General features: G+C 74.3%; 11 protein-coding genes. 6 read left to right on the top strand and 5 right to left on the bottom strand.

Going from position 1 to position 12,018, the window contains the following annotated elements:
- Positions 1-38: 38 nt before the first annotated feature.
- Positions 39-860, bottom strand: a complete 822-nt coding sequence (locus tag ABD979_RS06440) for a PIG-L deacetylase family protein (RefSeq protein ID WP_345506622.1) — start codon at positions 858-860, stop codon at positions 39-41.
- A gap of 35 nt (positions 861-895) precedes the next feature.
- Here ABD979_RS06440 and ABD979_RS06445 point away from each other — a divergent pair, with 35 nt between their 5' ends.
- The 5 genes from ABD979_RS06445 to ABD979_RS06465 all read left to right on the top strand — a co-directional run bounded on the left by ABD979_RS06445 (position 896) and on the right by ABD979_RS06465 (position 4,474).
- Positions 896-2,020, top strand: coding sequence for a glycosyltransferase (locus tag ABD979_RS06445; RefSeq protein WP_345506623.1), 1,125 nt, complete (start codon positions 896-898; stop codon positions 2,018-2,020).
- Entirely contained in the window at positions 2,017-2,748 is a 732-nt protein-coding gene (locus ABD979_RS06450; protein ID WP_345506624.1) for an NUDIX hydrolase, read from the top strand. Before ABD979_RS06445 ends, ABD979_RS06450 begins: the two co-directional genes overlap by 4 nt.
- A gap of 10 nt (positions 2,749-2,758) precedes the next feature.
- Positions 2,759-3,112 carry a hypothetical protein gene (locus ABD979_RS06455; RefSeq protein WP_345506625.1) on the top strand — a complete coding sequence of 118 codons (354 nt, stop codon included), beginning with the start codon at positions 2,759-2,761 and terminating at the stop codon, positions 3,110-3,112.
- 30 nt (positions 3,113-3,142) lie between these two features.
- A complete protein-coding gene (locus ABD979_RS06460) occupies positions 3,143-3,352 on the top strand; it encodes a hypothetical protein (RefSeq protein ID WP_345506626.1) in 210 nt (69 codons plus the stop codon).
- A 195-nt stretch (positions 3,353-3,547) separates the two neighbouring features.
- Positions 3,548-4,474: a hypothetical protein gene (locus tag ABD979_RS06465; protein WP_345506627.1), complete on the top strand. Its 927-nt coding sequence runs from the start codon at positions 3,548-3,550 to the stop codon at positions 4,472-4,474.
- A 113-nt stretch (positions 4,475-4,587) separates the two neighbouring features.
- Here the strand turns inward: ABD979_RS06465 and ABD979_RS06470 are convergent, their stop codons facing one another.
- Genes ABD979_RS06470 through ABD979_RS06485 form a run of 4 tightly spaced genes read right to left on the bottom strand, consistent with a single transcriptional unit; the run spans position 4,588 to position 9,237 of the window.
- Positions 4,588-6,153, bottom strand: coding sequence for an amidohydrolase (locus ABD979_RS06470; protein ID WP_345506628.1), 1,566 nt, complete (start codon positions 6,151-6,153; stop codon positions 4,588-4,590).
- The gene (locus ABD979_RS06475; protein ID WP_345506629.1) at positions 6,150-7,133 is read right to left on the bottom strand and encodes a quinone oxidoreductase family protein; all 984 of its coding nucleotides are present in this window, start codon (positions 7,131-7,133) and stop codon (positions 6,150-6,152) included. The genes ABD979_RS06470 and ABD979_RS06475 overlap by 4 nt, the downstream gene beginning before the upstream one ends.
- Positions 7,134-7,143: 10 nt before the next feature.
- Positions 7,144-8,748 carry a WS/DGAT domain-containing protein gene (locus ABD979_RS06480; RefSeq protein WP_345506630.1) on the bottom strand — a complete coding sequence of 535 codons (1,605 nt, stop codon included), beginning with the start codon at positions 8,746-8,748 and terminating at the stop codon, positions 7,144-7,146.
- A complete protein-coding gene (locus ABD979_RS06485) occupies positions 8,749-9,237 on the bottom strand; it encodes a GNAT family N-acetyltransferase (RefSeq protein ID WP_345506631.1) in 489 nt (162 codons plus the stop codon).
- A gap of 112 nt (positions 9,238-9,349) precedes the next feature.
- Here ABD979_RS06485 and pcrA point away from each other — a divergent pair, with 112 nt between their 5' ends.
- A complete protein-coding gene (gene pcrA, locus ABD979_RS06490) occupies positions 9,350-11,851 on the top strand; it encodes a DNA helicase PcrA (protein ID WP_345506632.1) in 2,502 nt (833 codons plus the stop codon).
- The last annotated feature ends 167 nt before the right edge of the window (positions 11,852-12,018 follow it).

Here is a 12,018-nt window from a genome sequence, read left to right on the forward strand (position 1 = left end):
ACGGTCGGGTGGCTGACGACCCAGCGCCTCCCGACAAGTCAGGGCAGGTCGGCGAAGACGTCCCGCCGGATCGCCGAGCCCGGGGGGAGGGAGCGGTCGACGAACCACTCGCGGCCGAAGACGAGGTCGTAGAGCGGGCGGGGGATGCGCAGGAAGGCGGCGAGGGTGCGGTCGGCGCCGCCGTCCGCGGTCGCCTGGGAGGCGTGGGCGCGCATCGAGGCCCGCTTCGCGGCGACGTGGCGACGCACGTTGACCCGGTGGGTGATCTCGCTCCGGGCGGAGAAGGCGCGGTCGAAGCTCGACCGGTCGAACTCCGGCGGGAAGCGGTAGACCTTGGCGGCGAGGTCGATGGCCCGGCAGATGGTGTCGCGCGGGACCGTGGCCTCGAGCACCCTCGGCGTCGCTGCCAGCTCGGCGGCCCGGGCCCCGACGACGTGCACCTGGCGGTGGTCCGGGTGGCCGTAGCCGCCGTTGGGCTCGTAGCTGAGCAGCACGTCGACCGCCTCCTCCCGGAGGATCGCGGCCAGGCGGGCGGCGGCTTCCTCGACGTCGGCGCGCACGAAGCGGGTGGCGCCGGGCGGGTCGGGGGCCACCTCCGGGCCGAGGCCGCTGTCGGCGTAGCCGAGGTGCTCGACGCGTGCCACACCGAGCGCGCGGGCGCTCGCGCGCAGCTCGTCCATGCGGGTCGCGGCGAGCTCGCCCGTGCCCGTGTAGTCGCTGGACGCGAGGCCGAGCTCGCCGTCGGTGGCGACGACCACGACGACCCGGTGGCCCTCGGCGGCGGCGCGCGCCATCGTCCCCGAGGTCAGCAGGGCTTCGTCGTCGGGGTGGGCGTGGAAGGCGAGGAGCGTGTGCGGCACGAGGCCCCATTCTGGCCCATGGCACAGTGGGGCCCGTGAAGGTGGCGCTGCTCTCCGACTGTTACCTGCCCCGGCTCGGGGGCATCGAGGTGCAGACGCACGACCTCGCACAGCACCTCGTCATCGCCGGGCACGAGGTCGAGGTGTTCACGGCGACCCGTGGCCCCGAGGGCGAGATGCACGGCGCGGTCACGGTCGTCGACGACGTGCCCGTCCACCGGCTCGCCGCGCGGATGCCGTGGGAGCTGCCGGTCAACCCGCGCGCGCCGGCCGAGCTGCGCCGCCGTCTCGTGGCCGGCGGCTTCGACGTGGCGCACGTGCAGACCGGGGTCGTCTCGCCGTTCGCCTGGGACTGCACGCGGGTCACGCTCGGCCTGGGCCTGCCGACGGCGATGACGTGGCACTGCATGCTGGCCGGTGTGGCGCCCGTCTTCGGTGGTCTGCGCTTCATCCGGCGGTGGGCCGCGAGGGGCGTCGCCATGTCGGCCGTCTCCGACGTCGCGGCCGAGCCGCTGCGGCGTCTCGTCGGCCCGGGTGCGTCCGTGGGGGTGCTGCCCAACGGCATCGACGTCGACCGGTGGACGGTCGGGACGGTCGGGCGTTCGCCCGGCCCGCTGCGCCTCGTCACCGCGATGCGCCTCGCCGCGCGCAAACGCCCCGCCGCGCTCGTCGAGCTCGTGGCGGAGGCCGCACGGCAGGCCGGACCCGGCTCGCTCACGCTCACGGTCCTCGGTGACGGCCCCGACCGGCGCAAGGTCGAGGCGTTCGTGCGTGAGCACGACCTCGACTGGGTCTCGCTGCCGGGGCGGGTCTCGCGCGACGAGCTGCGGAGCAGGTATGCCGCGTCGGACGTCTACCTCTCACCCGCCCGTCTCGAGTCGTTCGGCATCGCGGCCCTCGAGGCCCGCACGGTGGGTCTGCCCGTCATCGGCCGATCCGGTTCTGGCGTGAGTGAATTCGTGTCGCACGGCGTCAACGGCTTCGTCGTGTCGAGCGACGCGGAGATGGCGGCGTCGATCGCGCTGCTGGCCCGTGACCGGGAGGCACTCGAGACGATGCGGTCGTGGAACGTCAGCCACCCGCCCGCGCAGGACTGGTCGCGCGTGGCCCGGCTCGCCGTGGGTGAGTACGAGCGTGCCGTCGGGCTGGCGCGCCGATGAGGTCGAACGTGCCGGGCGGCATCCGGGTGGTCGCCACGACCGGCGCCGGTGACCGTCTGGTGGAGGCGCCGTTGGGCCACGGCGAGCACCCCGAGGTGGTGCTCGGCCGCGCCGGGTGGGCGATCGACGCGCCCGCCTTCGCCGACCTGGCCGACGACGGGGCGCTCGAGCTGGGCTACCTCGTGCGCGCCCTCGACGGTGAGCACCCGCGCCGTGAGGGCCCGGCCCGCGACGCAGGGGTCGCCCATGACGAGGTCGGAGAACCGCACCAGCGCGTGGCGGCATACGCCGTCGTCACCAGCGTCCGGGGAGTGCTGCTGACGCAGTTCAACGCCCAGACCCACGTCGCCGGCGACTGGGGGCTGCCCGGTGGCGGGCTCGACGTCGGGGAAGCGCCGACCACCGGGGTGCACCGTGAGGTGTGGGAGGAGACCGGGCAGCGGATCGTGCTCGGTGGTCTCCTCACGGTCCAGTCGCAGCACTGGGTCGGGCGCGCACCCGCCGGTGGGCTCGAGGACTTCCACGCCGTGCGCATCGTCTACGCCGCGACGTGCCCCGAGCCGACCGAGGCCGTCGTCCACGACGTCGGCGGCACGACGTCCGACGCCCGGTGGGTGCGCCCACCCGAGCTCGCCGGCTACCCGCTCAGCTCGTCGTGGCGGCGCCTCGACGACCTGCTGCGGATGGCGGGAAAGGGGCAGGAGGGCCACCGCTCCGACGCTCCGTAGGATGTCGGCCATGGACCTCGTCTACAACATCCTTGTCGCGCTGCACCTGCTCGGCATGGCCGCGGTCGTCGGCGGATGGATCGCCGTGCGCAGCGGCCGCACCGTCATCGCACCGATCGTGTGGGGCGCCCGGGCGCAGCTCGTGACCGGGCTGCTGCTCGTCGGCATCGCGTCGGCGATCACGGACGACGACCACACCGTCGACAACACGAAGATCGCGGTCAAGCTCGTCATCGCCCTCGGCGTGCTGGCCGCCGCGGAGATCGGTGCTGCGCGCGGCCGCAAGGGCCGCGACACGGGCCCGCTCCTCGACGTCGCGGGCGGCGCGGCCGTCGCCAACGTGCTCGTCGCGGCCCTCTGGTGATGCGCACCGTCCTCGTCTGCGGTCGCTGAGATGCGTTGGGACGCAGGCGTTCTCGCGGGCCTGCTGATCGGCCTCGTGTGGGTGGTCGCGGGTGTGACCCTCGTGGTGACCGGTCGCCGCCGGCGTCGCGTGTCCCGTGCCGACGGCGCCGGCAACATGGCCGTCATCGGCTTCTTCCTGCTCGCGGTGGCCGGCCTCACGTGGTTCGCCACGCTCCTGCTCGCGCTCGTGCCGGCCTGACCCGACCACGCAGACCCGACCTGCCGACCTGCCGACCGACGACCGACGACCTGCCGACCGACGACCGTTGGTCGCCTGCTCTCCCCGGGAGCAGGGGCGGCTGCGGCGTGTCGGGGGAGCGGCGCGAGCAACGGTCGTCCGTGTGCCTGTGGACGACGAGCCGGCCGGGCCGAGCCGCATCGCCATGCTGACGCCGTGGACGTCCTCACCGCGATGGAGCGCCTCGGCGGCGTGGCCTCGCACGGTCAGCTGAGAGCCGCCTGCGGCCGTGCCGCGCTGGACGACGCGCTCCGGGCGGGCGTGCTGCACCGGGTGGCGCGCGGGCGTTACGCCCTCGGGACGGCGGACGCCTCTCGCGTCGAGGCCCACCGGCTCTCCGCGATCGTCGGTCTGCGGAGCGCTGCCGCCTCCTACGGCTGGTCGCTCAAGGTCCCGCCGCCGCGACCCGAGCTCGTCGTGCCCCGCGGCCGCAAGGTCGGCGCCGAGGACCAGCGGGTCGCCCGCATCCGGTGGCGGCCCCTCGCGCCGGGCGACGTGGACGGCTGGCGCACGACGCCGCTGCGCACCGTCATGGACTGCGCGACGACGCTGCCCTTCGACGAGGCGCTCTGCATCGCGGACTCGGCCCTGCGGGACGGCACACTCCAGCAGGTCGACCTGCTGCGGGCGGCGGAGCGGTTGCCCGGACGGGGACGAGACGCCGCGCACGACGTCGCGTGGTTCGCCAGCCCGCGGCCCGCGAACGCGTTCGAGTCGGTGGTCCGGGCGCTCTCCTCGGAGGTGCCGGGCCTGCGCCTGACCCCGCAGGTGCGGATCCGCCTGGGCGGTCGGCGCATCCGCCCCGACCTCGTCGACCGCGAGCTGCGCATCGTCGTCGAGGCCGACAGCCACGAGTTCCACACGAGCGCTCGGGTCATCGACGCCGACTGCTGGCGCTACTCCGAGCTCGTCCTGGCCGACTGGTTCGTCATCCGGGTCTCGTGGGTGCAGGCGATGTTCGGTGCCGGCTGGGTCACGTCGGTGCTGACCCGGGCGGCGTCACGACAGGACGCCGCGCTGGGGCTCGACCTCGTCCGCCGCCGGGGTGCCGCTCGCCGGCCGACGACCGTTGCCCGGGCCTGAATGCCCCCTGCAGCGCAGCGAGCAGCACGCCGGAGCCACCCGCGTGAGCAACGGTCGTCGGCCGGAGCCACGGTCAGGTCGGTCGCCCGTGCCGCCGCCGTATGCCGTCCGGCTCAGCCGCGCTCGTACGCGAGCTCCCCGCCCACCCACGTCTGCAGCACGGCGGTGTCGCGGATCTCGCCCGGCGCCGTCGCCTCGAGGGCCCACAGGTCGCGGTCGATCGCGACGAGGTCGGCGAGCTGGCCCGGGGCGAGGCGTCCGACGTCGGTGCGCCCGACCGACTCGTGGGCGCCGACCGTGAAGGCGTGCACCGCCTCGGTCAGGGTGATCCGCTCCTCGGGCCGCCAGCCCCCGAACGGGTGCCCGTCGGCGCGCTGGCGCGTCACGGCGGCGTGCAGGCCGAAGAACGGGTTCGGGTCCTCCACCGGGGCGTCCGAGCCGAAGGCGAGGCGCACCCCCGCGTCGAGGAAGCTGCGCCAGGCGTACGAGGCGAGCCGTCGCGGGCCGATGATGGCGTCGGCCAGCTCGAGGTCGGCCGTGCAGTGGCTGGGCTGCATCGAGGCGACGACGTCGAGCGCGCGGAAGCGGGGGAGGTCGACGGGCAGCACGTGCTGCGCGTGCTCGACGCGCAGCAGGACGTCCAGGCCCTCGGCCCGCACCGCTTCGAAGGTGCCCAGCACGAGGCGGTTCGCCTCGTCGCCGATGGCGTGGGTGACCACGTCCAGCCCGTTGCGGGCCGCGAGGAGGGTGCGCTCGAGCAGCACGTCGTAGGGCATCGCTGCGATGCCGCAGCCCTCGTGGCCGACGAACGGCTCGGTCATGTGGGCCGTGTGCGACCCGAGGGCGCCGTCGCTGAAGAACTTGACGGGCCCGACGCGGAAGGTGTCGTCGCCCTGCCCCGAGCGCCTGCCCTCGGCGACGGCCATTTCGAGGTCGGGGTCGCGGGTGCACTTCGTGACGCGCAGCCGCAGCCGGCCATCGGCGTGCAGGTCGGCGTAGGCCGCCCGGGCGTCCTCGCCGTCGATGTCGGTGATGCTCGTGAGGCCGACGGCGAGCAGCGCCTGCTGGCACCGTTCGAGCCACGGTCGCAGCGGCGACTCGTCGCGGGGGATGACGTCGAGCAGCTCCTGCGCCGACTCGCGCAGGATGCCCGTCGGCTCGCCGGTCGCGTCGCGCGCGATCTCGCCGCCGACGGGGTCGGGGGTGTCGCGGGTGATCCCGGCGCGTTGCAGGGCGAGGGAGTTCGCCCAGATCGTGTGGCCGTCGACGCTCGCGAGGGCGGCGACGCGGTCACCGGAGACCGAGTCGAGGGCGTGGCGGTCGGGCTGGACCGGCACCGCCCACCGGTTGTGGTTCCAGCGCCCGCTGTGGAGCCACTCGCCTGCGGGAAGCGTCGCGGCGTGGGCGCGTACGAGCTCCAGGGCCTCCTCGAGCGAGCGTGCCTCGCGCAGGTCGACCGAGGCGAGGTCACGCGAGAGCCACGCCGTGTGGATGTGCGCGTCGTGCAGGCCGGGCATGACGAGCGCACCGGGCAGGTCGACGGTCGACGCGGCGCCGGCCTCGCGGGCATCGGCGCCGACGGCCACGACGCGGCCGTCCTCGACGAGCAGCGCGTCGGTCCATGGCGTGGTCGCGTCGCCGGTCCAGATGCGGTCGTGCCGCAGGAGCGTGCGGCTCATGCGCCCGGCACCAGGATGAGCTTGCCGGTGGTGCGGCGGCCCTCGAGGGCCTCGTAGGCCGCGGCAGCCTCGGACAGCGGGTAGCGACCGCCCACGTCGATGCGGAGCGACCCGTCGGCCACGGCTCCGAGCACCTCGCCGGCGCGCCAGACGTACTCGGCCCGGTCGGCGACGTAGTCGGCCAGCGTCGGGCGCGTCAGGAACAGCGAGCCGCTGCGGTTGAGCCGCTGGATGTCGAAGGGCGGCACCTGGCCGCTCGCACCGCCGAAGAGCACCATCATGCCGCGGGGGCGCAGCGAGGCGAGCGAGGCGTCGAACGTCGACGCGCCGACGCCGTCGTAGGCCACGTCCACGCCGCGCCCGGCCGCCTGCCGCACGTCGGCGGCGAGGTCGTCGGAGGTCGTGTAGTTGATGAGGTGCTGCGCGCCGAGCTCGCTTGCGATCTCGAGCTTCTCGTCGGTGCCGGCGGTCGCCACGACGGTCGCGCCGCGGGCCGTGACCATCTGGACGAGCAGCTGCCCGACGCCACCGGCGGCGGCGTGCACGAGCGCCACGTCACCGGGCTTGACGGCATACGTGCTCGTGACGAGGTAGTGCGCCGTCAGGCCCTGCAGCATCGTGGCCGCCGCGACCTCGAGGTCGACGGCGTCGGGCACGGGCACGACGAGGTGGGCCGGCTTGTTGACGAGCGTCGACTCGCTGCCGGCGGACTGGCACCAGGCCACGCGGTCGCCGACGGCCAGGTCGGTGACGCACGCCCCGACGGCCGTAACGGTGCCCGCGCCCTCCTCGCCGAGCACGAACGGCGTCGGCACGGGGTAGACGCCCTGGCGCTTGTAGACGTCGATGAAGTTGACACCCGCGGCGCCGACCTCGACCTGCACCTCTCCCTCAGCGGGGTCCGGCAGGTCGTGCTCGCGCACCTGCAGGACGCTGCGGTCGCCGGGCTCGGAGACGAAGACGCTGGTCGCTCGGTTCATGACCGCCACCCTACGACCGGCGGAACGCGGCCCGGTGGGGGGAGCGGCGTCCACGGCCGCCCGGCCGCGCGGCCCCGGCTCCTCCTGCGCCGGCGGCGTCGTCCGTCCCGGCCGCACCGATGCGCACGAGGAGGGCGACCTCGTCCTCGAGCGCCGTGAGCAGGCGCTCCGGCTCCGGCACCTCCGCGTCGTCGGCCATGATGCCGATGCGCACGGCCCCGTCGTAGGTGACGATGCAGAAGCCGACCGTGTGGCGCCCCGACCCCGGCACCCAGCCGAGCACCCCCGTCACGGGAACGCCGGCGAGGCGACGCGGCTCGCGGGGCCCGGCCACGTTCGTCGTGACGCCGATGGCCTTGTCCGCGAAGAAGTCCACGAACCGGCGCTGCAGCCCGGCGGGCACGCGCCCGATGACGGAGAGCAGCCCGAACGTGAGGGCCGCCTCGGGCGAGGCCTTGAGCCAGTCCATCCGGGCCTTGCACACGGCGAGCCGGCCCAGCGGGGTCGCGTCGCCGCTCGGGAAGCGGAGGAAGAGCAGGGCGAAGCGGTTGCCGAGCTCGCGGGGGAGCGGCTCGTCGAGCGGCCGCACGTCGACGGGCACCATCGTCGCGAGGTCGACCGGCGAGCGGCCGCTCTCGCGCTGGTAGGTGTGCAGGGCGCCGGCCACGGCGCTGAGCAGCACGTCGTTGAGGGTGGCCCCGACGAGGCGGCCGACCTGCTTGAGCCCGGTGAGCGGCAGGGGCGCCGTCCACAGCACGCGCTTGCGGTGGCCCGGCACGCCGCCGACCGCGCTCTCCGGGTTGCTCGTGAGGAGCACGTCGCCGACGACCTGGCCGGTGCGCAGCGCGACGGTCGCGGTGGCCGTCGCGGCGTCGACGACGACACGGTGTGCGCCCTTGTCGCGCAGCTGCATCCGGCTGGAGCGGAGGCCGGCTCGTGCGAGGCGCAGGCCGGCGGCCAGCACGCCACCGCGCGTCTTCCCGGCCTGGCCGAGGGGGAGGGCAGCGACCGGGAGGGCGGCGATCCCCGGCGTTGGTCCCGGGCCCACGAGGTCGCCGGGCACGCCGTCGGCGTCCTCGGTGAGACCGAGCAGCACGCGGGTCAGCGCGATCCCGTCCGCGAGCGCGTGGTGGATGCGGAAGACGAGGGCGGCGCCGGCGCCGGGGCCGTCGACGAGGTGGACCTCCCAGAGCGGGCGGGAGCGGTCGAACGGCCGGGGCAGGTGCTCCTCGACGTAGGCCTGCAGCTCCGCGTCGGCCTGGCCGCCCGCGCCGCTCTCGCTGCCCGCGCCGCCCTCGCTGCCCTCGCTGCCCGCGCCGCCGCCGCCGTCGGTCGCAGCGCCGGAGAGGGTCGCCCGGTGCACGTGGTGGGCGAGGTCGAAGTCGGGGTCCTCCTCCCAGCGGTGCGCCCCGAACGGGCGTCGGCGGTGGCGCGAGCGCTCACGGAAGACGGGGTGGGGATCGACGAGGCGGGTGCGCAGGACGTCGAGCACGGCGTCCCAGTCCGGTCGCGACTCGAGGAGCACCACCGAGGTGATGACCATGAGGTTCGTCGGGCGGTCCATCGTCAGCCAGAGGGAGTCGGCCGACCCCATGCGCCGGCTCGCGCGTGCCACCTACGGGCTCGCCAGTCGGGCGAGGGCGTCGCCGTCCACCCGGAACGTCGTCCACTCGTCGAGCGGCCGGGCGCCCTGCGCCCGGTAGAAGGCGATCGACGGGGTGTTCCAGTCGAGCACGGTCCACTCGAGGCGCGTCCACCCGCGGTCGACGCACGTCGCGGCGAGCCGGGCGAGCAGGGCCCGGCCGAGGCCGCCGCCCCGGTGGTCCGGCTCGACGAAGAGGTCCTCGAGCCAGATGCCCGCCTCACCGGTCCACGTGGAGAAGCTGCGGAACCACAGCGCCATCGCGACGGTCCGTCCCTCCCGCACCCCCACGAGGGCGTATGCCGTCGGGTCGCCCAGCGCCGGGAACAGGGCCTCGCGGAACTGCTCGGGCGTCGCGGTGGCCGCCTGCGGCTCCTTCTCGTACGCCGCCAGCTCGCGGACCAGCCGGATGAGGTCGGGCACGTCGTCCGGCGTCGCCTCACGGATCTCGAAGTCGCTCACCGCCCCATCCTCTCCCGCCGCGACCGGGCGTGCGTCCGCCCGCGGCGCGAGCGGACGGGGTCCGGGTGGCGCGTCGGGCGCTGTGGGTGGTTCGACGTAGGCTTGAGCGATCATGAGCACGCTCTTCGACGACCTCCCCATCCCCGGCTTCTCGCACGGTCAGGACGCCTCCCCCGGAGGCTCCGGGCGGGCGCCCCGGGGCGGCGAGGTCACCGAGCAGGGAGTGCCCACCTGGGCCGAGGCGGCAGCGCGGGGCGGCGTGGCGACCCCCGACGGGGGCCACGGCGGGATCGACCCCGACGCCCTGCTCCAGGGGCTCAACCCCGAGCAGCGCGAGGCCGTCGTCCACGAGGGCACGCCGCTGCTCATCGTCGCCGGTGCCGGCTCGGGCAAGACCCGGGTGCTGACGCACCGCATCGCGTGGCTGCTCGGCGAGCGCGGGGCGCAGCCGGGCCAGATCCTGGCCATCACCTTCACGAACAAGGCCGCGGCCGAGATGCGCGAGCGGGTCGAGGCCCTCGTCGGGCCGCGGGCGCGCGCCATGTGGGTCATGACGTTCCACTCCGCCTGCGTGCGCATCCTGCGTCGGGAGGCCGCCAAGGTCGGCATGAAGTCGACCTTCTCCATCTACGACGCCGCCGACAGCCAGCGGCTCATGAGCCTCGTGCTGCGCGACCTCGACCTCGACCCGAAGCGCTACCCGCCCCGCAGCTTCTCGGCGCAGGTGAGCAACCTCAAGAACGAGCTCGTCGACGAGGAGGCCTACGCCTCCCAGGTCACCGAGGGCAACCACTACGAGCGCACGCTCGCCAGCGCCTACTCGCAGTACCAGCGTCGCCTGCGCCAGGCGAACGCGCTCGACTTCGATGACATCATCATGATGACGGTCAACATCCTGCAGGCCTTCCCGGACGTCGCCGAGTACTACCGCCGCCGGTTCCGCCACGTGCTCGTCGACGAGTACCAGGACACCAACCAGGCGCAGTACCAGCTCATCAAGGAGCTCGTCGGCGAGGTGAAGGGGCCTGAGGGCGCCTATGCCGTGCCGCCCGCCGAGCTCTGTGTCGTCGGCGACTCCGACCAGTCGATCTACGCCTTCCGCGGGGCGACGATCCGCAACATCCTCGAGTTCGAGAACGACTACCCCGAGGCCCGCACCATCCTGCTCGAGCAGAACTACCGGTCGACGCAGCGCATCCTCCGGGCGGCCAACTCCGTCATCGCCCGCAACGAGGGACGCCGGGCCAAGAACCTCTGGACCGACTCGGGTGACGGCGCGATGATCGTCGGCTACGTCGCCGACAACGAGCACGACGAGGCCGCGTTCGTCGCCAAGCAGATCGACGACCTCGCGGCCGAGGGCGACGTGCGCCCCGGCGACGTCGCGGTGTTCTACCGCACCAACGCCCAGAGCCGGGCCATCGAGGAGGTGCTGGTCCGGGTCGGGCTGCCGTACAAGGTGGTCGGCGGCACGCGCTTCTACGAGCGGCGCGAGGTCAAGGACGCGCTCGCCTACCTCCGGGTCATCTCCAACCCGACCGACACCGTCAACCTGCGGCGCATCCTCAACACCCCGAAGCGCGGCATCGGCGACCGGGCCGAGGCGTGCGTCGCGGCGCTGGCCGAGCGCGAGCGCATCCCGTTCGTCGCGGCCCTCGGCCGCGCCGAGGACGCGCCGGGCATCGCGACCCGCTCGGTCGCGGCCATCCAGGGCTTCACGGCGCTGCTCGAGAAGCTGCGCGGCGTCTACGACGCCGGTGACGGGGTGGCGGCGCTGCTCGAGGCCACGATCGAGGAGAGCGGCTACCTCACCGAGCTGCGGGCCAGCCACGACCCGCAGGACGAGACCCGCATCGAGAACCTCGCCGAGCTCGTCGCGGTGGCGCAGGAGTTCGACGACCGCAAGCTGCAGGAGGCCCAGGAGGTCGCGGCCAACGGCGGCGAGCTCGCCCCGGGTCAGGAGCCCGAGGACGTCGGCCCCGCCGGGGCCCTCGAGGAGTTCCTCGAGCAGGTCTCGCTCGTGGCCGACGCCGACGAGATCCCCGACGAGCCCGAGGCGAAGGCGCTCGGCGTCGTCACGCTCATGACGCTGCACACGGCCAAGGGGCTCGAGTTCCCCGTCGTCTTCCTCACCGGCATGGAGGACGGCACCTTCCCGCACATGCGTGCCCTCGCCGACCCGAAGGAGCTCGAGGAGGAGCGGCGCCTCGCCTACGTCGGCATCACCCGGGCGCGCGAGCGGCTCTACCTCTCGCGCGCGGCCGTCCGCTCCGCGTGGGGCGCACCGCAGTACAACCCGCCGTCACGCTTCCTCGACGAGATCCCGGGTGACCTGCTCGACTGGCAGCGTCTCGGCCCGTCGTTCAGCGGCGCCCGTGGCTCCGACCGCCCCGCCGTGGCGACGCTCGCCGCCCGCCCGGGCGTGCGCAGTGCCGGCAAGCGGCCGGTCATCGCCCTGTCGGCGGGTGACCGCGTCACACACGACTCGTTCGGCCTCGGCACCGTCGTGCGGGTCGAGGGGGAGGGCGAGAAGTCGATGGCCCACGTCGACTTCGGGGCCGACACCGGCACCAAGCGCCTGCTGCTGCGCTACGCCCCCCTCGTCAAGCTCTGACTGCCCACAACCCCACCCCACCGTCGAAAGGCCACCTTTCGTGGGTGCGTCACCGTCGAGAGGCCACCTTGCGCGGGTGCGTGACCATCGAGAGGCCAGGTTCTGCGGATCTTATGCCGCCGAGCACCGGCATCGGACGGAGGCGCACGGAGACATCCGGCGGGGCA

Source organism: Terrabacter aeriphilus, assembly GCF_039542985.1.
Classification (GTDB): domain Bacteria; phylum Actinomycetota; class Actinomycetes; order Actinomycetales; family Dermatophilaceae; genus Terrabacter; species Terrabacter aeriphilus.